Origin of the sequence: Halosimplex rarum, from assembly GCF_047715405.1 — an archaeon.
Lineage (GTDB): Archaea > Halobacteriota > Halobacteria > Halobacteriales > Haloarculaceae > Halosimplex > Halosimplex rarum.
Window position 1 is genome coordinate 4,133,792 of the sequence record NZ_CP180412.1, and the last position, 20,850, is coordinate 4,154,641.

26 protein-coding genes are annotated in these 20,850 nt (G+C 67.3%); 17 read left to right on the forward strand and 9 right to left on the reverse strand.

Going from position 1 to position 20,850, the window contains the following annotated elements; all coding sequences use genetic code 11:
* The first annotated feature begins 18 nt into the window (after window positions 1-18).
* The 5 genes from mntA (at window position 19) to ACMGFH_RS19725 (ending at window position 3,542) form a co-directional block, all read left to right on the forward strand.
* Window positions 19-477 carry a type VII toxin-antitoxin system MntA family adenylyltransferase antitoxin gene (gene mntA, locus ACMGFH_RS19705; protein WP_415380305.1) on the forward strand — a complete coding sequence of 153 codons (459 nt, stop codon included), beginning with the start codon at window positions 19-21 and terminating at the stop codon, window positions 475-477.
* Window positions 478-484: 7 nt separating this feature from the next.
* Window positions 485-943 (forward strand): type VII toxin-antitoxin system HepT family RNase toxin, encoded by a 459-nt coding sequence (hepT, locus tag ACMGFH_RS19710; protein WP_415380306.1) that lies wholly within the window; start codon window positions 485-487, stop codon window positions 941-943.
* Window positions 944-988: 45 nt separating this feature from the next.
* Window positions 989-2,464: a tRNA guanosine(15) transglycosylase TgtA gene (gene tgtA, locus ACMGFH_RS19715; RefSeq protein WP_415380307.1), complete on the forward strand. Its 1,476-nt coding sequence runs from the start codon at window positions 989-991 to the stop codon at window positions 2,462-2,464.
* 467 nt (window positions 2,465-2,931) lie between these two features.
* The gene (locus tag ACMGFH_RS19720; protein WP_415380308.1) at window positions 2,932-3,066 is read left to right on the forward strand and encodes a hypothetical protein; all 135 of its coding nucleotides are present in this window, start codon (window positions 2,932-2,934) and stop codon (window positions 3,064-3,066) included.
* A 44-nt stretch (window positions 3,067-3,110) separates the two neighbouring features.
* The gene (locus tag ACMGFH_RS19725; protein ID WP_415380309.1) at window positions 3,111-3,542 is read left to right on the forward strand and encodes a hypothetical protein; all 432 of its coding nucleotides are present in this window, start codon (window positions 3,111-3,113) and stop codon (window positions 3,540-3,542) included.
* A 96-nt stretch (window positions 3,543-3,638) separates the two neighbouring features.
* On the opposite strand, the gene ACMGFH_RS19730 is transcribed toward ACMGFH_RS19725, so the two are convergent.
* Window positions 3,639-4,040: a VOC family protein gene (locus ACMGFH_RS19730; protein WP_415380311.1), complete on the reverse strand. Its 402-nt coding sequence runs from the start codon at window positions 4,038-4,040 to the stop codon at window positions 3,639-3,641.
* Window positions 4,041-4,472: 432 nt separating this feature from the next.
* On the opposite strand from ACMGFH_RS19730, the gene ACMGFH_RS19735 reads away from it, so the two are divergent.
* The gene (locus ACMGFH_RS19735) at window positions 4,473-5,627 is read left to right on the forward strand and encodes a Fic family protein (protein ID WP_415380313.1); all 1,155 of its coding nucleotides are present in this window, start codon (window positions 4,473-4,475) and stop codon (window positions 5,625-5,627) included.
* A 23-nt stretch (window positions 5,628-5,650) separates the two neighbouring features.
* Here ACMGFH_RS19735 and ACMGFH_RS19740 read toward each other — a convergent pair whose 3' ends face one another.
* A complete protein-coding gene (locus ACMGFH_RS19740) occupies window positions 5,651-6,088 on the reverse strand; it encodes a thiol-disulfide oxidoreductase DCC family protein (protein WP_415380315.1) in 438 nt (145 codons plus the stop codon).
* A 69-nt stretch (window positions 6,089-6,157) separates the two neighbouring features.
* Window positions 6,158-6,682 carry a hypothetical protein gene (locus tag ACMGFH_RS19745; RefSeq protein WP_415380317.1) on the reverse strand — a complete coding sequence of 175 codons (525 nt, stop codon included), beginning with the start codon at window positions 6,680-6,682 and terminating at the stop codon, window positions 6,158-6,160.
* Between the two features lie 238 nt (window positions 6,683-6,920).
* Here ACMGFH_RS19745 and ACMGFH_RS19750 point away from each other — a divergent pair, with 238 nt between their 5' ends.
* The 5 genes from ACMGFH_RS19750 (at window position 6,921) to ACMGFH_RS19770 (ending at window position 11,109) form a co-directional block, all read left to right on the forward strand.
* Entirely contained in the window at window positions 6,921-7,331 is a 411-nt protein-coding gene (locus tag ACMGFH_RS19750; protein ID WP_415380319.1) for an SRPBCC family protein, read from the forward strand.
* Between the two features lie 127 nt (window positions 7,332-7,458).
* A complete protein-coding gene (locus ACMGFH_RS19755) occupies window positions 7,459-7,683 on the forward strand; it encodes a hypothetical protein (protein ID WP_415380320.1) in 225 nt (74 codons plus the stop codon).
* 152 nt (window positions 7,684-7,835) lie between these two features.
* Window positions 7,836-8,150 (forward strand): hypothetical protein, encoded by a 315-nt coding sequence (locus ACMGFH_RS19760; protein WP_415380322.1) that lies wholly within the window; start codon window positions 7,836-7,838, stop codon window positions 8,148-8,150.
* Window positions 8,150-9,121 carry an ArsA family ATPase gene (locus ACMGFH_RS19765; protein ID WP_415380324.1) on the forward strand — a complete coding sequence of 324 codons (972 nt, stop codon included), beginning with the start codon at window positions 8,150-8,152 and terminating at the stop codon, window positions 9,119-9,121. The genes ACMGFH_RS19760 and ACMGFH_RS19765 overlap by 1 nt, the downstream gene beginning before the upstream one ends.
* 95 nt (window positions 9,122-9,216) lie before the next feature.
* Entirely contained in the window at window positions 9,217-11,109 is a 1,893-nt protein-coding gene (locus ACMGFH_RS19770; protein ID WP_415383284.1) for a carbon starvation protein A, read from the forward strand.
* On the opposite strand, the gene ACMGFH_RS19775 is transcribed toward ACMGFH_RS19770, so the two are convergent.
* Together ACMGFH_RS19775 and ACMGFH_RS19780 are read right to left on the reverse strand one after the other, a co-directional pair.
* Window positions 11,106-11,780 carry a hypothetical protein gene (locus ACMGFH_RS19775; RefSeq protein ID WP_415380326.1) on the reverse strand — a complete coding sequence of 225 codons (675 nt, stop codon included), beginning with the start codon at window positions 11,778-11,780 and terminating at the stop codon, window positions 11,106-11,108. The genes ACMGFH_RS19770 and ACMGFH_RS19775 overlap by 4 nt on opposite strands.
* Window positions 11,777-12,148 (reverse strand): cupin domain-containing protein, encoded by a 372-nt coding sequence (locus ACMGFH_RS19780; protein WP_415380328.1) that lies wholly within the window; start codon window positions 12,146-12,148, stop codon window positions 11,777-11,779. The genes ACMGFH_RS19775 and ACMGFH_RS19780 overlap by 4 nt, the downstream gene beginning before the upstream one ends.
* A 939-nt stretch (window positions 12,149-13,087) precedes the next feature.
* Between ACMGFH_RS19780 and ACMGFH_RS19785 the strand changes: the two genes are divergently transcribed.
* The 3 genes from ACMGFH_RS19785 (at window position 13,088) to ACMGFH_RS19795 (ending at window position 15,225) form a co-directional block, all read left to right on the forward strand.
* Window positions 13,088-13,273, forward strand: coding sequence for a hypothetical protein (locus ACMGFH_RS19785; protein ID WP_415380330.1), 186 nt, complete (start codon window positions 13,088-13,090; stop codon window positions 13,271-13,273).
* Complete coding sequence (locus ACMGFH_RS19790) at window positions 13,273-13,974, forward strand: DUF5828 family protein (RefSeq protein ID WP_415380331.1); 702 nt, start codon at window positions 13,273-13,275, stop codon at window positions 13,972-13,974. Before ACMGFH_RS19785 ends, ACMGFH_RS19790 begins: the two co-directional genes overlap by 1 nt.
* Window positions 13,975-14,052: 78 nt before the next feature.
* Complete coding sequence (locus tag ACMGFH_RS19795; RefSeq protein WP_415380332.1) at window positions 14,053-15,225, forward strand: inorganic phosphate transporter; 1,173 nt, start codon at window positions 14,053-14,055, stop codon at window positions 15,223-15,225.
* Window positions 15,226-15,313: 88 nt separating this feature from the next.
* Here ACMGFH_RS19795 and ACMGFH_RS19800 read toward each other — a convergent pair whose 3' ends face one another.
* Both ACMGFH_RS19800 and ACMGFH_RS19805 read right to left on the reverse strand, forming a co-directional pair.
* Window positions 15,314-15,700 carry a 30S ribosomal protein S6e gene (locus ACMGFH_RS19800; protein WP_415380333.1) on the reverse strand — a complete coding sequence of 129 codons (387 nt, stop codon included), beginning with the start codon at window positions 15,698-15,700 and terminating at the stop codon, window positions 15,314-15,316.
* A 112-nt stretch (window positions 15,701-15,812) separates the two neighbouring features.
* Window positions 15,813-16,256 (reverse strand): GNAT family N-acetyltransferase, encoded by a 444-nt coding sequence (locus tag ACMGFH_RS19805; RefSeq protein ID WP_415380334.1) that lies wholly within the window; start codon window positions 16,254-16,256, stop codon window positions 15,813-15,815.
* Between the two features lie 137 nt (window positions 16,257-16,393).
* Here ACMGFH_RS19805 and ACMGFH_RS19810 point away from each other — a divergent pair, with 137 nt between their 5' ends.
* On the forward strand, window positions 16,394-16,588 hold the full coding sequence (locus tag ACMGFH_RS19810) for a hypothetical protein (RefSeq protein WP_415380335.1): 195 nt from the start codon (window positions 16,394-16,396) through the stop codon (window positions 16,586-16,588).
* 10 nt (window positions 16,589-16,598) lie between these two features.
* Here ACMGFH_RS19810 and ACMGFH_RS19815 read toward each other — a convergent pair whose 3' ends face one another.
* Window positions 16,599-17,030 carry a dCTP deaminase gene (locus tag ACMGFH_RS19815; protein ID WP_415380336.1) on the reverse strand — a complete coding sequence of 144 codons (432 nt, stop codon included), beginning with the start codon at window positions 17,028-17,030 and terminating at the stop codon, window positions 16,599-16,601.
* Window positions 17,031-17,336: 306 nt separating this feature from the next.
* Window positions 17,337-18,440, reverse strand: a complete 1,104-nt coding sequence (locus ACMGFH_RS19820) for an aminopeptidase (protein ID WP_415380337.1) — start codon at window positions 18,438-18,440, stop codon at window positions 17,337-17,339.
* 156 nt (window positions 18,441-18,596) lie between these two features.
* On the opposite strand from ACMGFH_RS19820, the gene ACMGFH_RS19825 reads away from it, so the two are divergent.
* Window positions 18,597-19,805: an ABC transporter substrate-binding protein gene (locus tag ACMGFH_RS19825; protein WP_415380338.1), complete on the forward strand. Its 1,209-nt coding sequence runs from the start codon at window positions 18,597-18,599 to the stop codon at window positions 19,803-19,805.
* Window positions 19,806-20,816: an FAD-dependent oxidoreductase gene (locus ACMGFH_RS19830; protein WP_415380339.1), complete on the forward strand. Its 1,011-nt coding sequence runs from the start codon at window positions 19,806-19,808 to the stop codon at window positions 20,814-20,816.
* Window positions 20,817-20,850 lie beyond the last annotated feature (34 nt).

A 20,850-nucleotide genomic window follows, 5' to 3' on the forward strand; every position in this document is an offset into this window, starting at 1 on the left:
GGACCCGAAATATCGGTAATGGGTGCCGGTAACTGGGCGAATAACCCGCTCGATGCGGAGACGCTGGCCTGTCTCCGCGAGTGTCTCGATCGCCATCCGGTCTCGTTCGCAATGGTGTTCGGGTCCGTCGCACGCGACGAAGCAAGGAACGGGAGCGACATCGATCTCGCTATCGAGTTCGAGTCGCTTCGTCCGGAAGACGACGGATACAGCGACGCCTATCTCCGATTGCGCTCGGACCTGGACGAGAGGCTGCCCGTCGAAATCGATGTCGTCGACGTCCACTCTCTCCCGCCGTCGTTCGGACGTGTCGTCTTCGAAGACGGAACTGTTGTACTCGGTTCAGACGAGCGGCGGGCGGAACTGGAGCGCGAAGTCGCGGGCGAGCAGCCGTCGGTATCTGACGCGCGGAGTCGCGTCGCCGCTGCCGCCAGACGATTACGTGAGGGCGCCGACGCGGACCGCGGGGAACCGTGATACTACGATGAGTCCGACCGACGAGATGCCGGCAGAACGGGCGAACCGGATCGCGGACGCGGTCGAGGACGTCGAGCGGAACGTCTCTCGGCTCAGGGACCGACAGTCCCTCTCACGTGACGAGTACAAAGCGGAGGGCAACCACGATCTCCGCGACGCTACCGAGCGGAAGTTCGAAAAACTGGCCGAAGCTATTCTCGACATCGCCGAAGCGATCCTCAAACAGGAGGACGAAACTGTCCCGTCTCGCCGGAAGGAGACGATCGCCGCTGTCGAACGAGTCGGTATCATCGACTCGGAACTGAGCGATCGACTCCAGGAAGCGATCGAGTTTAGAGACGTCCTCTCACAGACGTATGGACCGATCGTGAACGACGACATCGTCTACGACTCGCTACAGAACGCCCTCGAACGGTACGTCGAGTTCGTCGAAGCCGTTCACGACTATCTCTCCTCGTCGTCCTGACCGCCGAACACAACCCTTAGGCCCGCCCGCCGGATATCGCGGGCAATGGCAGACGTCTTCGAGGTCGACCGCTACGACGCCGCCGGGCGACTGGGCGAACTGGAGGTCCCGCGCGCCGGCGTCACGGTCGAGACGCCCGCGCTCCTCCCGGTCATCAACCCCCACCTCCAGACCGTCACGCCCGCGCAACTCGAATCCGAGTTCGGCGCGGAGATACTCATCACCAACTCCTACGTCCTCTACGGCAGCGACGACCTGCGCGACCCCGTCGAACAGCAGGGCCTCCACGAACTGCTCGACTTCTCCGGCGCCATCGTCACCGACTCCGGCTCGTTCCAGCTGGCCGAGTACGGCGAGATCGACGTGACCAACGAGGAGATCCTGAACTTCCAGCACGACATCGGCTCGGACGTCGGCACGCCGGTCGACATCCCGACGCCGCCCGACGCGTCCCGCGAACAGGCCGAGGACGAACTCGCGACCACGCAGGACCGGCTGACGACCGCAGCCGAGGTCGATACCGGCGACATGCTCGTCAACGCGCCCGTCCAGGGGTCGACCTACCCCGACCTGCGCGAGGAAGCGGGGGCACACGCCGCGCAGTCGGGACTCGACGTCTTCCCCGTCGGCGCGGTCGTCCCCATGATGAACGAGTACCGCTACGCCGACCTCGTGGACGTGGTCGCCGCCGCGAAACGGGGGCTCCCCGAGAGCGCGCCGGTCCACCTCTTCGGCGCCGGCCACCCCATGATGTTCGCGCTCGCCGTCGCGCTGGGCTGCGATCTCTTCGACTCGGCGGCCTACGCTATCTACGCCCGCGACGACCGCTACATGACCGTCCGCACCACCGAACACCTCGAAGATCTGGAGTACTTCCCCTGCTCGTGTCCGGTCTGCACGACCCATACCCCCGCGGAACTCGAGGCGATGGACGGCGAGGAGCGCGAGCGCCTGCTCGCCGAGCACAACCTCCACGTCTCCTACGGCGAACTGCGGACCATCAAGCAGGCTATCCGCCGGGGGAGTCTCATGGAACTCGTCGAAGCGCGCGCCCGGAGCCACCCCGCGATGCTCGACGGCTACCGCGCCCTGCTGGAGCACGCCGACCAACTGGAACGCACCGACCCCGTCTCCAAGGACACCTTCTTCCACCTCTCCGGCGAGAGCGCCCAGCGTCCCGAAGTCCTGCGTCACCGCCAGCGCCTCGACCGCCTCGAACCCCGCGGCGACTCGGTCCTGCTGACCGAGGGCAACGACGCCGACGACTTCGACGAGTGCTGGAACGTTCGGCCGCCGTTCGGCCCGTTCCCGAAAGCGCTCGCCGACGGCTATCCCCTCACCGCCCAGATCCCCGAGCGACTCGAATCGCCCGCCTACGAGGCGGCCGCCGCGGGCGTCGCCCGCCTCGTCGAGGCCCACCCGGACACCGAGTTCACGCTCGCCCACGACGAGTGGCCCGACAGCGCGCTCGCCGACGTGCCCGAGCGCGTCGAACTGTGGGACCTGAAGAGCGACGAGTAGCCCCCGGATTTCTGCCGTGGCGCGCGCTGTCGCGCGTCTTGTCGCGCGACAGTAGCCGCGCGAGGGATGAGTAACGCAGGGAGCGAAGCGACCGAGTAACGCAATCGGATGGGGAGGTGTGAGGCTGTTTGCGGTGCTGTATCGTGCAGTGCTGTCCTGGTGGACTGAAAGGGCGAGGCCCGCTCGCGCCGTCCTCGTGAGCGAAGCGAACGAGGGCTCGGAAGACGAACGGAGTGAGTCTTCCGGTGTAGGGGAGTCGCTGTGCGACCCCTATCTGAGCGAGCGCCAGCGAGCGAGGATATGTCGCACAGCGGCCGCAAGCGGCCGAGGGCTTTCAGCACTTGTTGTTCACCGCGGACGAGAGTGTTGCAAGCGAGCGCGCTGAGGGCTTTCGGCACAGGCAGTCACCCCCTCCAACTGCGGTTCCCGACAGAAAGACTACAGCGGTCACTCTTCGGGGTCTGTCTGTGAGCGACTTCGTGACGCCGTCCACCGGCCCAGACCAGTGGTTCGTCGCGACGCTGGTCCTCCTGTTCGCGGTCTACTACGCGAAGCGGCTACTCGAACGGGCACGAACGCGGTTCCGTGAGCAACGAGAGTAGCGGCCGCCCCACGTTTTACGCTCTGGCCGCTCGTCCTGTCAGCTATGGAAACTGACGACGGGATCGCTCGGGTCGAGTTCCTCGACGCGGTCCCCAAACACCGGTGGCCGGAACCGGAGACGGACGACGCGACGATCGATTTCGATGCCGGAGACGGCCGGATCGTCGTACTCGGGTGCGTCAAAAACGGCGACCTCCGACACGACCTCGTCTGTGACTCCCTGACCCTCCAGACGGACCAGCGGGGGACGCTGGGGGTGACCGTCCGCATCGACGAAGACGACCAGGATTCGGATCTCGTGATGGGGAACACCGAGACGTTCCACTATCGACTGCTCGTCGAGTTCGACGACGCCGTTCCGGGCGAATACGTCGTCCGACACGTCGACGAGAACGGCGACCAGCAGTTCGAAGTGCAGGAGGTGCTGATGGTCGACCCGACCGGCTACCAGCGGCGGGATCGAGACCGAGAGTGACGCGCCCGTTCCACAGTCAGAACGATATCAGTCGTTCGCCGCTCGCTCGGCGGCCGCGAGCGCCTGGCAACTCCGGGACGGGACCCCCGACCGCGCTCACTCATCGGTCAACCGCGGCGACGCCACTTCCCAGAGGTGGCCGTCGGGATCGGCGAAGTATCCCGAGTAGCCGCCCCAGAACGCTTCTTCGGCGGGTTTGACGAGGCTTCCTCCGGCGTCGACCGCCTCGTCGAGGAGCGCGTCGACCTCCGATCGCGTCGAGACGTTGTGGGCCAGGGTGACGCCCGAGAATCCCTCGCCGTCGTCCGGGACGGTCGCGTCTTCGGCGAGCGACTCGCGCGGATACAGCGAGAGCCACGTGCCGTCGAGCGTGAAGAACGCAACGTCGCTGCCGTCTTCCCGGTCCTGCATTGGGAACCCGAGGCCGTCCCGGTAGAACTCGATTCCCTCCCCGACGTCCGCGACGCCGAGCGTGACGAGCGTTATTTCTGGATCCATAGCCGGAGTACGCGTCAACGAACGATAAACTCGCGCCCTGCTCGGCCAGGCGGCGCCCGCTCCGCCAGCCCCGCGTCAGGAAGACGTAGCTGCCCGGACGGGGCACTCTAAATCAACTTACTAGAGTAAAGTAGACTTAGAGGGGATCGGACCGAAGGCTACGTCAGGATGGCCCCGGGAACTCGGCGGACGCATGGCTCGTCTCGGGGTATCGACCCGCACAGCGGAACGGCGCTCCGGCTTCGGCGACTCCGACAGGCGGTTTGGCGGGTCGCGCGCCACGGAAACTCGTCACGACCCGTGCGACTCGACGCGGCTTCGTGTCGACGCGACTCCGGATCGACGGACACAGCCGGCTCGGATCCCTCCTCTAAGTCAACTCGATCCACGGTCAGTAGACTTAGGGGGGATTGGAACGAAGGCTTCGTCAGGATGGACCCCGAGGACTTCGCGGACGGGCCGGGGACGATCGACGACTACGAGGGGTTGCCCTGTTTCCGGCCGGGCAGTCTCCCGCCGGAGATCGAGTACACGGACGACCTGCTGGCGGTGTACGGCGACGCACAGTACGCGCTCGGGCGGCTGGCGACGCTCCACCGCTCGGTGGACAACGAGAACCTCCTCATCGCGCCGTTCGTGGTCCGCGAGGCGGCGATGAGCTCGCAGATCGAGGGGACGAACGTCACCGTCTCGGACATCATCCGCCACGACGTCGACAGCCCGCCCGAGCGCGCCGCCGCCGACTCGCAGGACGTCCGCGAGGCGTACAACTACGTCGACGCGGTCCGGCGGGGGTTCGCCCGCCTGTCCGGGAGCGACGGGGACGCCGAGGACCTCTCCGTCGAGCTGATCTGCGACCTCCACGAGGTGCTGCTCAGCGACGTCCGCGGCGTCGACCTGAACCCCGGCGAGTTCCGCGAGGTGCCGGTCTACATCGGCTCGCCCGACGGCTCGGCGGAGAGCGCGCGGTTCGTCCCGGCGAGCCCCGACACCGTCGACCTCCTGATGGACCAGCTCGTCGCCTACGTCAACCGCGGGTCGTACCCGCCGCTGATCGACGTGGCCATCACCCACTACCAGTTCGAGACGATCCACCCGTTCCAGGACGGGAACGGCCGGCTCGGCCGCCTGCTGATGATGCTCCAGCTCTACGACGCCGGACTGCTGCCGGAGCCGTACCTCTACCTCAGCGCGTACTTCAACCGGTATCGCCGCCAGTACCTGGACTACCTGCTGGAGGTGAGCCGGGACGGCGCCTGGGAACAGTGGATCACGTTCGTGCTCAACGCCGTCGCCGAGCAGGCCATCGACGCCTACGACTGCGGCGTCGAACTCCAGTCGCTCCGCGACGACTACCGCTCGCGGTTCCCGAACCGCCCGGCCGTCAGGGACGTGATCGAGTACGTCTTCGAGGAGCCGTATCTGACCGCGCCGCGAGCGATAGACGCCACCGGCCGCTCGCGACAGGCCGTCTACGACGCCATCGAGGCGCTCGAAGCGGAGGGCATCGTCGCGGAGATATCCGGCTCGGAACGGTACCGCGTCTACGAGGCGCCCGACGTGCTGGACATCGTCGGCTCGCCGTGACCGGCCACGCGGCCGTCAGTCGGCTACTCGGCGCCCGTCGCGTCCATCTCGACGAACCGCTCGCGAATCTCTGGCGTCGGTATCATACACTGAGCCTTCTTCCCGAAGACGGCGTAGCGGTGGCTCCCCACGGTGTCGTAGACGGCGTCCCGGAGGGGCCGGGGCACGACCCGGAACGCGCCGGCAAGCGACCACGGGAACTCCAGCCGACGCGCCACCCGCAACGCGGCCTCGGACTTCGTGTAGTGGTCGTCGCCCTCGACGAGGACGAACGTGTCGAAGTCGTAGTCGTCGAACCCCACGTCGGCCAGCAGCGCCTCGGCGGCCTCGGACTGCAGCGGCGCGAAGCGGAACGTCCCTTCCGGATCGTGGTCGATGACGAACTGGATCGACCCGTTACAGAGGTTGCAGACGCCGTCGAACAGTAAGATCGGCTTGTCACGCGGGATCGCTGTCGTCATCGTCTCGAACTACGCGGGCCGGGCACTTGAAGGGCCGTTCGGCGATACGGTGGTCGAGACGAGCGCCGACTACTCCGCTGGACACTCGTCTTCGAAGGGGCCCTCGTCGTCCTCCCGCAGTCGCGCGCCGGCCGAGGGTGTGTCGGTCTCGCCGCCGACTTCCCGCGCCTCCCTGTCGCTGCCGAAGTCGACCTCCGCCCAGGCGCAGCGGCCGCGACGCCAACCGCCGTCGGGGAGTTCGGCGTCGACGCCGAGCGAGCCGTCGACCGCGTCGGCCTGGAGACGGTAGGTGGCAGGTTCGCCCGACCAGTCCCGGGGGATTCCCGTCGTGTCGTCGGCGGCGACGGCCACCGTCGTCTCGAACGCCTCCGAACCGTCGATCGAGACCGTCAGATCGACCTCGATCGCCTCGTCCGTCCAGTTGTAGAGCTGGACGCCGGTGAGGACGACGGTGTCTCGACCGTCACCGCCGAATCCGAGGCAGCCGCCGACAGCCATCGGCGCCGCGAGCGCGCCGAGCGCCGCTCGTCGGGTCAGCCCCCGCGACTGGCGCCCGCCGTCGTCGCTCGGTAGGTCCGTCTCTCTGCCGATCATTGTCTCGTTTCCCCCCTCCGCTCCGTTCGACTGCGGTCGCGACGCGACGCTCTCTGCTGGCTGACAGCCACCCCACACATGTCACTGAACCGTCGCACCGCCCGGCCCTAAGGATTTCGGCCGGGATCGGCCGCTGGGCGGTTCGTCGCGCCGGCGAGTCACCGAGTCGGTCGCGACGCGTCGGCGAGCCGCCGGATCGGGCGAGCGTTTATGCCGCGCGGACGAGACGGGCCGCTCGATGCGAGAAGTCACGGTCGAGGACTTCGTCGCGGCCACGCCGGCGGAGGTCAGTCGCGCGCTCGCACCGGGCGTCGTCGTCGAGTACGAGGGCACCTTCGACGTGATCGAGGTCGACGAGCGCGACGAGGCGACCGTCGTGACCGCGGGCGCCCGCGGGGTCGGCGTCTCGCTCCGATTCGAACGTCGCGACGGCGGCATCCGTTACGAGCAGGTCGGCGACGCCGGCCCCTTCGACGAGATGTGGACTGACCTCTCGTGGAACCCGGAGAACGAGGGGACCCGCGTCGTCGCGCGCTCCGGCGTCAGCCTCGGACTCCCGTTCGCCGTGATAACCGACCGGGTCGCCGCCTGGAAGCGCCGGGGCGAACTCGACCGGACGCTCGACCGGCTGGCGACCGACCTCGAATAACCGCTTGAGTCCGTGATAGGCGCGATTTCCGGTCGAGGCGCCCAACCCGGAGTCGCCGGCGGTCGTGCGAACGACTCGCACGATCGGGTCGTATTTTTCGTCTCGCCGGTCGCAGGGCGACACGCCCATGGGTGTGCTCACCACGGTCAGGGAGCTGTTCGCGGCCTCGACCCAAAATCCGAACCGGGGCGGGGATCCCACCCGCGAATCCGAGGGCGCCTACTGGTGTCACGACTGCGGGGAGCGCCTGCTCGATCTGGACGTCGACGGCGACGACGCGCCCGACTGTCCCACTTGCGGGGCAGCGATGACCTTCGAGCGGTCCGCGCCGTCGACCGGGTGCGCCTGCTGACGTGCCGAGCGAGGGCCGGCGAGCCGGCCCGTAGCGCCCGCTGACTGCGTCGATCCCGCGGCCCGCTGGCGTGGTCGAGCTAGAGCCCGTCGTCGGGGTCGGCCACGACGCCCGCTGAAACATTTACGTCCCGCGGAGTATACGGATTAATCATGACTGACGAGGGGCGACCGCTCCACCGGCGCATCGAGGCGTTCCGGGAGTGGGTCGGCGAGTGGCTGCACGGGCTCTACCACGGGCTGATCGAACACCCCTCCTTCGAGAAGATAGAGAAGGAGGCCGAGGACGTCGAGGACACGTTCCTCTTCGCGTGTTTCGCCGACGCCTTCGGCATCCCCAGCCCGGTCTCGTACTACACGGTCGAACTCCTGCCGTACCTCGCCGACGAGTTCGAGGGCTGGGAGCGGCGGATGTGGGACCGCGGGTCGCTCCTCGAACGCAAGGGCCAGCAGTACCACTTCCACTGATGGACCGGTTCGTCTTCTTCGGGGGCAAGGGCGGCGTCGGCAAGACGACCGTCTCCTCCGCCTACGCGCTCAAGTGCGCGAACGCGGGCCAGCGGACGCTCGTCGTCTCGACTGACCCGGCCCACAGCACCTCCGACGTCTTCGACCAGCAGTTCGGCGACGACCCGGCCGCCGTCGACGGCCACGAGAACCTCTGGGCGATGGAGATCGACCCCGACGAGGAGGTCGAGCGGCACATGCGGGACATCAGGCGACGGATGACCGAGCAGGTCAGCCCCGCCATCGTCAACGAGATCGACCGCCAGATCGAACTCGCCCACCGCACGCCCGGCGCGTACGAGGCGGCGCTGTTCGACCGATTCATCGAAGTCATGCGAACCGCCGAGGAATACGACCGCGTCGTCTTCGACACCTCGCCGACCGGCGGGACTCTGCGGCTGCTCGCGCTCCCCGAGTTTCTGAGCGAGTGGATCGAACGGCTCGTCAGGAAGCGCGCGAAGTCCGTCGACCTCTTCGAGAAGGCCGCCATCGGCGACAAGGAGGCGCGCCGGAAGATCGACGAGGACCCGCTGATCGCCCACCTCGAGGGGCGCAAGGAGAAGTTCGAGTTCGCCGGGCGGACGCTCCGCGAGGAGTCGGCCTTCTTCCTCGTGCTCAACCCCGACGAACTCTCCGTCCGCGAGACCGAGCGGGCGGTCGCGGAGATGGCCGAACAGGACCTCGCCGTCGAGGGATTCGTCGTCAACAGGGTCACGCCCGCGCCCGACGAGGACGACCGGGGCCGCGGCGGCCGGTACCTCCGCGACCGCGTCGCGACCGAGCGCGAGCGCATCGCACGAGTCCACGAGGACTTCGACGAGCCCGTCGTCGCCGAGATCGAGTCGCGCGTCCGCGAGGTGAAAGGCGACCTCCTCGCCGAGGTGGCCGCGGAACTCGACGTCGACACTGGGGCCGCGTCGCCCGAGGTCTGAACGGACGCGACTGGACCTACTGGCCAGTATCTATATGTAATGATCTTCAACCTTTATAGTGTTCTTTCGTGATATAGTGTGTGAGGTGGCAACTCATGGTACAGGTCATGTGGCTCGCGATCGTGGCACTGGCGACGTTCTCGGTGGGGTATATCGGGTATTCGAGATACCTCGCCCGGTTCGTCGAACTCGACGACGACAGGGAGACACCGGCACACAAGTACGAGGACGGACAGGAGTACGTCCCCTCGAAGAAACCGGTCTTGCTCGGGCACCACTACTCCAGCATCGCCGGGGGCGCGCCGATAGCGGGGCCGATCACGGCCGCGGCGGCGTTCGGGTGGATCCCGGCGTTGATCTGGATCGCGGTCGGGAACCCGCTGTTCGGCGCGGTCCACGACTTCATGTCGCTGTCGTCGAGCGTGCGACACGAGGGGAAGTCGATCGGGTACATCATCGGCCAGTACGTCGGCGAGCGAGGGAAGGACATGCTGCTGTGGTTCGCGTACCTGACGATCATCCTGGTCGTCGCGGCGTTCGCGTTCCTGATCGGGTTGGTGCTGGACGCGTTCCCGGCGGCGGCGACTGCGTCGGTGATCTACATCGGGCTGGCGCTGCTGTTCGGGGTGTACCTCTACCAGCTCGACCTCCCCTTCCTACCGGGCGCCGTCGCGTTCGTCGCGATGGTGTTCGCCGGCGTCTGGGTCGGCCTCCAGTACCCGATCGCCATCTTCGCCCGGCCCGAACTGCCCGCGGGGACGATCGTCCTGCTCGGCCAGGGCGGCGAGTGGCTCCCCCTCGCCGGTACGTACGACTCGAACATGGCCGCGTGGGTGTTCGTGACGGTGATCTACGCCTTCGCCGCCAGCGTCCTCCCGGTGTGGGTGTTGCTCCAGCCGCGTGACTTCCTGACGTCGAGCCTGCTGTACACCGGCGTCGGCGGGATGATCCTGGCCGCGATCGCCGGCACGCTCCTCGGGTTCTCTCCGGTCGACGTGAACGTCTACGTCCCCAACTGGGAGGCCGCCGGGCTCTCGGGCCCGATCCAGTCCGCCACGGTCGAGTCGCTGACGACGCAGGTGCCCGGCTGGACCGGGTTCATCCACGGGTCGCTGGGACCGCTGTTCCCGTTCCTGTTCGTCACGATCGCCTGCGGGACTATCAGCGGGTTCCACTCGCTGGTGTCCTCGGGCACGACGGCCAAACAGCTCGACAGGGAGTCCGACGCCCGGCTCATCGGCTACGGCGGCATGCTCGGCGAGGGGCTGCTCGGCATCACGGCCGTCCTCTCCGTCGTCATCGTCGCCGGGTCGACCGTCGGCCTCGGATCGGCGCTGGTCACGTTCCCGTCGGGCGGCGGCGCCCTGCTGACCGTCTTCGGGCTCGGTACCACCGCGGCCGCGACGTTCATCGGACTCGTGTTCGTCAGCTTCCTGCTGACGAGCACGGACACGGCCATGCGCCTCGGTCGCTACATGCTCGAAGAGATCGTCGGCGCGCCCGAGACGAGCGTCGAACGCACCGTGACGAACCGCTACGCCAACGCGGGCATCCTCGCGCTGGCGGGCTACTTCCTCGTCGCCTCGGGTCAGTGGGCGAACATCTGGCCGCTGTTCGGCGGCGCCAACCAGGCGCTCGCGGCGCTCGCGCTGCTCGTCGCGACGGTCTGGCTGGCCAACTGGGACGACACGAAACAGCTCGTCAGCACCGGCGCACCGCTCGTCTTCATGCTCGCGGTGACCGTCGTCGCGCTGCTGATCATCGGCGTCTACCGCAACCCGACGGCGCTCATGGCAGGCGAGTACGACAGCACCATCGGCGCCGCGTCGCTCGTCTTCCAGAGCGCCATCGCGCTGGTGCTCGTCGGCCTGATCGTCGGCATCGTGTGGTTGAGCTACGACAACATCAAGGAGGCCCGCGGCGGCCTCGACCGCGACGCCATCGTCGGCTCCGAAGGTGGCGGCGGCGTCGAACCCGGCGACGACTAAAATAGCCTGTCGAGGAGTCCCGTCGATCCCTCGTCGGGCGACTCCCACAGCGCGAACGCGCTGTCCAGGTCCGTCGTCCGACTCGCGACGATTTCTTCGCGCTCGGGCGCCACGATCACCAGGTTCACCTCGTAGTGACCGTAGTAGCCGAACTTCAGGAGCGTCCGGTTCTTGAACCCCGAGACGAACTTTCGAACGTCCGCCGGCACGCGCGGGACGACCAGCGCGACGATGACGTCCGTGCTGAAGTGCTCCTCGTCGGCGTCGATCCACTCCGCGGCGAGGTCGTGCGCCCACTCGACGTCCGCTTCGAGGTCGGCGACGTTCACGCCCTCTCGGCGCGCGACGAACAGGTGTTCCGTCGCGCCGTGGTTCGCGTAGTTCAGCGACGGGTGGAAGAAGTGCTTCTGGCTCTCGATCTCCATCCGCCCGTACAGGGCGAACGACTCCCCGGCGACCGTCCGGTCTTTCTCCAGGTCGAAATTGTGCATGAGCCGGTCGCTCACCCGGTCGAGGTATTCGTCCTCCCAGACCGGCACGTCTTCGGGCATCTCGCCGCCCGTCGAGGTCTCTCTGTCGCGTTCCGCCGCGGCCAGCTCTTCGTCGTCGGTCGCATCCGGGGGCCGCTCTTCGTCGGTGTCCGCGTCCGGAGCGGTTTCGCGGTCGCTCATGCGTCCTCGTAGGGGTGGACGTCGTCGACGGCCGGCGCACCGACCACCAGCGCGACCGCCTGTTCGTCGGCGCTCTCGGGGACGTGTGCCCGCTGTGGACTGTCCGGTTCGACCGCGAAGGCCTCGTCGGCTCCCACGTCGTGCGTCCCCTCGGGCGTCTCGACGGTGAGGATCCCCGAGAGCACGTAGAACACCTCCTCCTGGTGGTCGTGGTAGTGATAGGCGAGCGGAATCGCCTCGCCCGGGGCAACCTCGTAGCGGTTGACCGCCACGTTCTCCAGTCCCACCGCGTCGGATATCGACCGCTGGACGCTCGGCCGATCCGGCGTGGGGTCGATCCCGTCGACGTCCACGTGGTGGTATCCCATATCACGGTCGAACGAGCGCAGGCGGTAAAAGCGTCTCCCCGCCGGTTCGGACGATAGTGTTCAGTTCGTGTTGCTTGTTGAGCGGTATTCTACCATTCACAGCTTATTCTGTTTTCATCGATATCTGCTTCTTTAAGACGAGGGGAGAGCGCCAGTAATTCTCGGACACGGTCGCCCGTCTCGGGAACTGCTGATTGGGTAATGGTTGGAGGCGCTTCTGGAGTGAACGTCCGCTGTTCCGTGCCGGTACTCGCCGCGACAGCGTGTCCATCGATAGTTATTGCTACCTGCCACCCCGCACAAGCTAAACTCCGTGCAGTTCCTTCGGTGTACGGCTGTTGGGTGTCCATTACCACGAACTCGTAGGATGTCCCCTCGGGGCCTTGGTACTGACCAATAATACCGTCGTCGGCCCCCAATGGTGACCAAGAACCGTGGTTTTCGCGAATGCCACGAAAATTCCACTCGTCCGTCGAATCAGGTAGGAACGATCTCGGCCCAGAATCAGTTACTGTCCCCTCTGAGTGGTCAGCATCTCCGTTTTGTCTCGTCTTCGTTCCACCGGTTGTAGTCTCAGAGTCAGCATCTGGTTTCGGTGTCGAATTAGAACCGTTGCTCGAACAGCCCGCAGTAGCTGTGAGAACAGCAGTGAGTCCGAGACAGAAATGTCTGCGATTCATCAATTCTAAATTCGACCCTTTTGGTAAATACTTTGCCTATATTGAGCATTCGCGCGAACGGAGTGAGCGCGATTCACCGGACGCAAGGGAGCGAAGCGCCCGCCGCGTCCGGCCTTTTTCACCCATGTTTTTGGCTGGGGGTCGCCTCTGGCGACCCCCCAGCGAAAAAGATGGTGGTGTAAACTTTAACCGCGCCGAGAGCCAACACCGGCACGAATCGATGGCTCCGAAAGAGACAGAGGCGTGCGGTCGTTGTAGCATGACCAGCGTCGTCGCGGCGACCAGCGAGGGCGACGACGCGGGGGACGACCGCGACCCGTTCGGCGGCGCGCGCATCGAGGTCCCAGAGCGGGAGCTGCGCACCGTCGCGAAACCACAGATCCTGGTCGGCCGCGCCAAGCGAAAGATAGACGAGGTCGCGACGCGGCTCACCTACGGACGATAATGGAAGAGAGCGTCTCAGGGTTCAAGACCCGCGGTGGCTGGGTCGACGCCGTCGAACACGGCGAGCGCATCGTCCGCGCGCTGAAGGATCTGCGCGACGACGGCGAGGACGACGTGTCGCTGGCCGCCCTCGACGAGTTCGACGAGTGGCGGCCCAAGAGCCACGAGCGACTCGACGAGGACGTCAACGAGAAGACGGCCGACCAGGCCAGCGTCCAGGAAGGCGAGGGCGAGAAGGCCGGCAAGGACCCCGACGAGGACCTCCAGACCGCCGGCGAGAAGCTCACGGAGTCCTACGAGCGCCTCGAAGAGGAGGACACCGACGAGGCCGTCGACAAGTGGGGTGAGTCGCTGGACTACGTCGCCCGCGCGGCCGACTCCGCCGGCCGCAAGGCGGTCCGCAAGGTCGAGGACGCCGTCTATCGGAACGTGATGACCCAGATCGCACCGTACTACTTCGACAACGAACTCGTCAGCGCGAACCTCCAGCGGGTCAACGGCGACGGCCGTCCGGAGTACGTCTTCGAGATCAACGTCAACGACGACGACCTGAAGATCAAGGTCTCGAACAAGCTGGCCGACTACGAGTCGGCCGTCGACCGCTGGCACGTCGACACCGAGAAGGCGACCGAGGCGGTCGAGGCCGCCGAGGGCGTAGAAGCGCCTGAACCCGACTCCGAGGCCGACGCCGAGACGACCTGACCGGGGCGTCGGCCGAGCAGATCGCTCGGTCGCCGCAGTCGGCAGGCTATTATACGAACCACCGTTAGCCGTCTCCAGATGGCATCGCTGGCGATACTGCTGGTAGCCGCCGGAGCGAGTCTGTTCATGGCGTGGGCGATCGGCGCGGGATCGTCGGGGTCGACGCCGTTCGCGCCCGCCGTCGGCGCCAACGCGATCTCCGTGATGCGGGCCGGGTTCGTCGTCGGCATCCTCGGCCTCGCGGGCGCCGTGTTCCAGGGCGCCAACGTCACCGAGGCGGTCGGCCAGGAACTCATCCGCGGCGTCACGCTCTCGCCGGTCGCTGCCGTGGTGGGGCTCACGACCGCCGCGATCCTCGTCGCGTTAGGCGTCTTCGCCGGCTATCCGATCGCGACCGCGTTCACCGTCACCGGCGCCGTCGTCGGTGTCGGCCTCGCCCTGGGCGGCGACCCCGCCTGGGCCAAGTACCGCCAGATCGCCGCGCTGTGGCTCGCCGTCCCGTTCGTCGGCGGCGGCATCGCCTACGCGACCGCTCGCTTCCTCCGGAGCGAGGGCGTGCCCGAGCGCCTCGCCGTCCCCGCGCTGGGCGGCGTCGTCGGCATTATCCTCGCCAACGTCGAGTTCGTCTTCCTCGGACCGGCCGGCGAGCAGTCGTCGATCGCCGCCTCGATGGCGACCGCGATCGGCGGTCCGTCGCTCGCCGTGCTCGCCCTCGTCTCGCTCGCGCTCGCAGCTCTCGCCGCGGCCGCCCTCTGGTGGGACATCCGCGAGAACGGCGACCGCGGGCAGCGCCACTTCCTGCTCGTCCTCGGCGGCCTCGTCGCCTTCTCCGCCGGCGGCAGCCAGGTCGGCCTCGCGATCGGACCGCTGGTTCCCCTGCTCGACCCGTTCGACCTGCCGATCATCGCGGTTCTGATCGGCGGCGGTCTCGGCCTCCTGATCGGGTCGTGGACCGGCGCGCCGCGGATGATCAAGGCGATCTCCCAGGACTACTCCTCGCTCGGCCCCCGCCGCTCGATCGCCGCGCTCATCCCCTCGTTCGCCATCGCCCAGACCGCCGTCTTCTTCGGTATCCCCGTCTCGTTCAACGAGATCATCGTCTCGGCCATCGTCGGCAGCGGGTACGCCGCCGGCAACAGCGCCGTCAGCCGCGAGAAGATGCTCAAGACCGTCGCCGCGTGGGTCGGCTCGCTCGTTCTCGCGCTCGGCGTGAGTTACGGTGCGTTCGCAGCCGTCGACGCCGTGCTGTGAGGGCGCAGAGCTCTCGGGTAACGACTCGGGAAACCGCGCGCTCGACGAAAAGAGAGACCGTACAGACGTCTCGTCCGGAGCGGGCGTGTTACTCCTCGTCGCCGAGCAGGTCCGCGGGGTCCTCGCCGCCGCGCTCGGCGATCCGGGCGTTGATCTGGCGGGTCGCCTCGCCGACCTCGCGGCCGCGGACGGTCACGCGTTTTCGCTCGCCGTCGCGGGTGGGCTCGTAGCCCGTGCCGCCTTCGAGCATGATCTGCTTGAGTTCCGTGCCGCGCACGTCGTCGCGCATCGGTCGGCCGGTCTCGTCGGAGCCGCCGGTGATCTCGAGCGTGTAGCCCGAGAGGCCGACGCTCCCCCCGTCGACTTCCTCGCCGATCTCTCGGCCGATGAATCGGTTCGCGTCCTGTCCGTCGATCTCGACCTGGTACGTGTGGCCGTCCTCCGGGTCGGAGACGGCGACGGTGAAATCTGCCATATAAGTCCGCAATCAGCGCGCGTTCAAAAGCCCGTCGGAACGCCGCGTCGGATCGCACCGCCCGTCGAACGAGTGGGAGCACCCCCACGCCCGCCCGACCGCCCCGCGGACGTTATCGCAGATCCAGCGTGAACCCCGTTTTCGCGTCCCGGTTGAACCCGCAGTCCTCGTAGAACTTGTGTTTCCACTCCGTGTCGGACCCGGTCAGCAGCATCACCTTGTAGCACTCGCGCGCTCTCGCCCGGTCGATAGCGGCCTCGACGCACTGGGTTCCGAAGCCTTCGCCGCGATAGTCCTCGTGGGTCACGACGTTCTCGATCAGCGCGAACGGTCGAGCGCCTCGGCTCAGGTTCTTCGTCACCGAGAGGACGCAGGTCGCGACGAGCCGGTCGTCGTGTTCGACGACGACCACGTCGAGGTCCTCGTCGGCCACCATCTCCTCCCACTGGCCGTCCACGTTGTGGGGGTCGAGTTCCGGGTCGTCGGGATTGAGCATCCGATACAGGTCGAGCAGTTCATCGAGTTCGTCCGCTTTAGCGGGTCTGGCCGTCGCCATGTCGGCTCTCGGCTCGACCTGCACGGCGAGCGTTGAAGAAGACGGTGGTCGGCCATTCACGACCCGACCCAAAACCCTTGACACGCCCGATCGAACGGGCGGCTATGTCAGGGTGGCCCCCTCCAGCCCCGCATCGGGTGGTACTCGTCGGTCTCGTGCCCGTCTACGCGGTCGTGCTGGCGTACGCCGTCTTCGTCCAGGGATCGGCGCTGCTCGGACTCTTCCCTGGACTGGTCGTCGCGGGCGCGTACTTCCTGTGGCGGCTCCTCGCTGCGCTCGAAGCCATCGCTGACGGGGTCCACCGCCTCGCGGACCAGCGGGACCGGGACTGAGACCGCCGCGCTACGCCCGATCGACGCCGACGACGGTCGAGACGCGAGCGTTCTCCTTGAGTCGGAGTCCGGCGCCGCCGACCGACAACGGCACGCGGTCGAGGTCGCGCACCCGGAGCGTCGGGTGGAACGCACCGCGCGCCAGCAGTTCGTCGCGCGTCTGGACTGTCGCGACCAGGTCGTCCGGGAGCGCCAGCGACTCGTTGTACTCGACCAGATACTGTCCCGCGTCGAGGTGCCACCACTGGTAGTCGTCGTCCTCGTTCCGGTACTGCCGGTCGTGGGGCTCGAGGTCCGCGGCTTCGAGTTCGCCACCGCCGAAGTCGACGCGCCCCGGCGTCGTGACCGAGTAGATCTCGGTGACAGTCAGGTCCAGGCCGCGACCCTCGGTCTGGGTCGGCTCGTGGACGATGCCGTCGACGAACGCCGTCAGGTCTGTCATACCTGGCCGTGAGGGACGCTCGCGTCAAAAGCGTGGGGCAGACGTCCGTCGGGGTTACGCCTCGAAGCCGTCCCCACGGTTCGCTTCGCTCACCGTTCAGTATCCGAGGGTCTCACTCCGTTCGGTCCTCGCTTTCTTCCTCACGGCTCACTGCGTTCGCCGTTCGGTCTCGGAGGTCCTCGCTTCGCTCGCGGTTCCCGTCGGTCACCGCTCGAAATTCCGAGGCGCTCCAGTCAGTCGCGCCTCGCTTCGCTCGGACCTCCCGCTTCACGGTTCGCTTCGCTCACCGTTCAGTATCCGAGGGCCTCACTCCGTTCGGCCCTCGCTCTCCTCCCACCGGAAGACGCCGTCGCGCTGGACGACTTCGCCGTCGACTTCTAGCCGCGAGTCGCCGGTCATGTCGGTGATGAGGTCGACGTGGACCGCCGAGTCGTTGCCGGACTCGCCCTCGGGCAGGTTCGCGTCGTAGGCCCGGCCGAGCGCCAGGTGGACGGTCCCGGCCATCTTCTCGTCGAAGAGGATCCGTCCCGTCGGGCGATCGATGCCCCGGTTCATCCCGATTCCCAGTTCGCCCAACTGGCGGGATCCCCCGTCGGTCTGGATGACCTCGTCGATCACGTCCTCGCCCTGCGCGGCCTCCCAGTCGACGACGACGCCGTCTTTGAACGTCAGCTTCACGTCGCGCACGTCTCGACCGCGGATCGTCATGGGCACGTCGAAGGTGACGACGCCGGCGGTGTCGTACGGCGCGGTGAACACCTCGCCCGACGGCAGGTTGTGCGAGTCGTAGGCGACGCTCGCGGCGGAGTTCACGGCCGTCCGGCCGTCGATGAACAGCGTCAGGTCGGTCCCCTCGTTGACGATGCGGACCTCTTCACCGTCGTCGAGGATCGCTTTCAGCTGTCCCATCTCCTCGGCGAGGGACTCCCAGTCGCGGAGCGTGGCGTCGTAGACGAAGTCGGCGTACTCCTCGTAGGCCATGCCCGCCTGCTGGGCGAGCGCGCGCGTCGGGTGGACGGTCGAGACCCAGTCGGTCGCGAGGCGTGCCTCTCTGATCTCCTGGCGCGCTCGCCCGTAGCGCTGGGTCCGATCGCCGGGCACGTCGGCGGACGCCGCGGTGTTTCGCCCGCCGCCCAGCGAGAGCACGCTGTCGGCGTTTTCGTATAGCGATAATTCGTGTATTGGGTCCTCGTCGAACTCGCCGTCGTGTGCGCGGAGATAGGCGCGTTGGACTTCCTCGGAGCTGTAGACGGTCGTCACGTTCGCGCCGCGGTCGCCCAGCGCTTCGGCGACGGCGACCGCGAGGTCGTGGGCGCCCTCGTCGACGCTTACGACCACGTCGTCTCCCGCTTCTATCCGCGCGCTCCAGTCGACCAGCGTCTCGGCGTGCTCGCGTATGCGGCTGTCCATGCCCGGAAGTCGGCTGCCACGGCCAAAACGGTGGCGTGACCGCTGCCGGGACTGGCACGTATCGTGCCTATTCGTTCGGGATAGTTCCTCACGGATACTATTTAGGGGTGCCTAAAGTTCGAAACGGATTTAAGGAATTAGGCGAGCCTAAACAGCATGGACGACGACCAGAACGAGCGGTCTCGACGACAGTTCCTGACACTCGGCGCCGGAATCGCAGCCAGCGGCCTGCTGGCGGGCTGTACCGACGACGCGGGGTCGGGCGGCGACACCGACGCTCCGACCGCGACGTCCACTGACGAACCGACCGCGACGCCGACGGACGCGCCCGAGGCGACGGAGACCGCGACCCCCCAGTCGTCGGTCGAGACGCCCTACTCCGTCTCGATCGAACCGATGGGCAGCGTCGAGTTCGAGTCGGTCCCCGAGACGTGGGTCGCCAACAACGGGTCGTGGGCCGATATGGGGATCGCCCTCGGGCTCGAACCGCCGGAAGGCGTGTGGCTCTCGGGCCGCTTTCACACCCAGTACTACGACGACATTCCCGGCGTCAGCGTCGACAAGAGCGACATGGTCTCGCTCTACCAGGACGGCGGCGTCGACAAGGAGATATTCTACGAGCTCGACGCCGACGTGCACGTCTTCGACCCCAACTTCCTGATGAACCGGTTCCAGAACTGGGAGGAGCAGGACGTGGCGGAGATCCGCGAGGAGATCGCGCCGATCTTCGGCAACTGCATCTACGCACAGCACTACCCCTGGCACTCCGACTACCGCTACTACTCCCTGCTGGAAGGATTCGAGAAGCTCGCGCAGGTGTTCGATCGGACCGACCGCTACGAGGCCTTCGAGGCGGTTCACGACGACTTCCAGTCCAACCTCGCGCCGCACGTCCCGAACCAGGGCGAGCGACCCGAAGTGGCCGTCCTCTGGGGCGTCGGGAACGAACCCGAGGAGTACTACCCCTACATCATCGGTGACGGGACCGGTTTCAAGCACTTCCGCGACCTGCAGGTGCGCGACGCCCTGGCCAGCACGGACATCAAGGACTTCCACGGCTCGCGCGCGGCCATCGACCTCGAGACGCTGCTGGAGGTCGACCCCGACGTGCTCATGCTCCGAGGGTACGAGGCGATGGGCGGCGGAAAGTTCGAGGACACGGTCGTCTCGTTCCTCGAAGACCACGACACGGCGAGCGCGCTGACGGCCGTCCGGAACGGCGACGTCTATCGCGCCGGCGGCCTCTACCAGGGGCCTATCACCAACATGGTCCTGACCGAACGCACCGCGAACCAGCTCTACGGCGCCGACGCGGAGTTATTCGACCGCGAGCGGGTCGCCGAGATCGTCAACGGGGACCTGTAGATGAGCGACGCCGGCGACGACACGGGGAGGACTGAGGGCGGCGACGCGTCCGGCAGCGCCGACGACTCGGACCGTTACGACGCCGTCGTCGTCGGTTGCGGACCGGCGGGCGCGGCGGCCGGCGTCTTCCTCGCCCGGTACGGTCTCGACACGGCCGTCTTCGACCGCGGCTCGGCGTCGCTGGACCGCTGTGCGTTCCTGGGCAACTACCCCGGGTTCCCGGCTGGAATCGACGTCGAGACCTTCCAGGGACTGCTCCGCGACCACGCGGGCGAATCTGGCTGCACGATCGTCGACGACCTCGTCGAATCGGTCCAGCGGGCGGACGACGGTGACGCTCGCGACGGCGACGCGGACGACGTGGATGCCGACGACGCCGGAACCGACGCCCGCTTCGTCGTCGAGACGCAGGACGGCAGGAGCGTCACCGCGAAGCGCGTCGTCGCGGCGACCCGGTACGACGGGGAGTACCTCCGCCCGCTCGGCGGCGACGAGATGTTCGAGACGCACGAGCACGACGGCGAGGAACACGAACACTTCGACCCGGACTACGCCGAGGAGGACGGTCGGACGGAGGTCGAGGGGCTGTACGTCGCCTCACCCTCCGGTCAGCGGGACGTCCAGGCAGTCGTCGCCGCCGGGCGCGGCGCCCACGCCGCCCGGACGCTCCTCGAAGACCGACGGGTGGATCGCGGGTATCCTCGGGAACTCGCTCGCCACTACGACTGGCTCCGCCCGGACAGCGAGTTCGAGGGCGACTGGGGCGACCGCGAGCGCTGGGAGGCGTGGTTCGATGAGCGCGTCCCCGACGACCACGACGCGAACGAGGAACGACTCGCCGAACTGCGCGAGGCGTACATCGACCGGGCGTTCGCGACCCACCGGAGCGCCGAGGAGGTCGCCGACCTGACCGAGCGGGCTCACAGCCGCCTGCTCGACCACCTCGACGAGGACCTCGTCCTCGAACGCGCCGCCGAGATCGAGGCTGAACGCGCCGATTCCGGCGAATAACGCCCGCCGCTCCGATCCGCCAGCCGTTCTCGAA

Coding starts and splice junctions, on each gene's coding strand:
- mntA (WP_415380305.1), top strand. CDS start 19: ATGGGTGCCGGTAACTGGGCGAATAACCCGCTCGATGCGGAGACGCTG.
- hepT (WP_415380306.1), top strand. CDS start 485: ATGAGTCCGACCGACGAGATGCCGGCAGAACGGGCGAACCGGATCGCG.
- tgtA (WP_415380307.1), top strand. CDS start 989: ATGGCAGACGTCTTCGAGGTCGACCGCTACGACGCCGCCGGGCGACTG.
- ACMGFH_RS19725 (WP_415380309.1), top strand. CDS start 3,111: ATGGAAACTGACGACGGGATCGCTCGGGTCGAGTTCCTCGACGCGGTC.
- ACMGFH_RS19730 (WP_415380311.1), bottom strand. CDS start 4,040: ATGGATCCAGAAATAACGCTCGTCACGCTCGGCGTCGCGGACGTCGGG.
- ACMGFH_RS19735 (WP_415380313.1), top strand. CDS start 4,473: ATGGACCCCGAGGACTTCGCGGACGGGCCGGGGACGATCGACGACTAC.
- ACMGFH_RS19740 (WP_415380315.1), bottom strand. CDS start 6,088: ATGACGACAGCGATCCCGCGTGACAAGCCGATCTTACTGTTCGACGGC.
- ACMGFH_RS19745 (WP_415380317.1), bottom strand. CDS start 6,682: ATGATCGGCAGAGAGACGGACCTACCGAGCGACGACGGCGGGCGCCAG.
- ACMGFH_RS19750 (WP_415380319.1), top strand. CDS start 6,921: ATGCGAGAAGTCACGGTCGAGGACTTCGTCGCGGCCACGCCGGCGGAG.
- ACMGFH_RS19755 (WP_415380320.1), top strand. CDS start 7,459: ATGGGTGTGCTCACCACGGTCAGGGAGCTGTTCGCGGCCTCGACCCAA.
- ACMGFH_RS19760 (WP_415380322.1), top strand. CDS start 7,836: ATGACTGACGAGGGGCGACCGCTCCACCGGCGCATCGAGGCGTTCCGG.
- ACMGFH_RS19765 (WP_415380324.1), top strand. CDS start 8,150: ATGGACCGGTTCGTCTTCTTCGGGGGCAAGGGCGGCGTCGGCAAGACG.
- ACMGFH_RS19770 (WP_415383284.1), top strand. CDS start 9,217: ATGGTACAGGTCATGTGGCTCGCGATCGTGGCACTGGCGACGTTCTCG.
- ACMGFH_RS19775 (WP_415380326.1), bottom strand. CDS start 11,780: ATGAGCGACCGCGAAACCGCTCCGGACGCGGACACCGACGAAGAGCGG.
- ACMGFH_RS19780 (WP_415380328.1), bottom strand. CDS start 12,148: ATGGGATACCACCACGTGGACGTCGACGGGATCGACCCCACGCCGGAT.
- ACMGFH_RS19785 (WP_415380330.1), top strand. CDS start 13,088: ATGACCAGCGTCGTCGCGGCGACCAGCGAGGGCGACGACGCGGGGGAC.
- ACMGFH_RS19790 (WP_415380331.1), top strand. CDS start 13,273: ATGGAAGAGAGCGTCTCAGGGTTCAAGACCCGCGGTGGCTGGGTCGAC.
- ACMGFH_RS19795 (WP_415380332.1), top strand. CDS start 14,053: ATGGCATCGCTGGCGATACTGCTGGTAGCCGCCGGAGCGAGTCTGTTC.
- ACMGFH_RS19800 (WP_415380333.1), bottom strand. CDS start 15,700: ATGGCAGATTTCACCGTCGCCGTCTCCGACCCGGAGGACGGCCACACG.
- ACMGFH_RS19805 (WP_415380334.1), bottom strand. CDS start 16,256: ATGGCGACGGCCAGACCCGCTAAAGCGGACGAACTCGATGAACTGCTC.
- ACMGFH_RS19815 (WP_415380336.1), bottom strand. CDS start 17,030: ATGACAGACCTGACGGCGTTCGTCGACGGCATCGTCCACGAGCCGACC.
- ACMGFH_RS19820 (WP_415380337.1), bottom strand. CDS start 18,440: ATGGACAGCCGCATACGCGAGCACGCCGAGACGCTGGTCGACTGGAGC.
- ACMGFH_RS19825 (WP_415380338.1), top strand. CDS start 18,597: ATGGACGACGACCAGAACGAGCGGTCTCGACGACAGTTCCTGACACTC.
- ACMGFH_RS19830 (WP_415380339.1), top strand. CDS start 19,806: ATGAGCGACGCCGGCGACGACACGGGGAGGACTGAGGGCGGCGACGCG.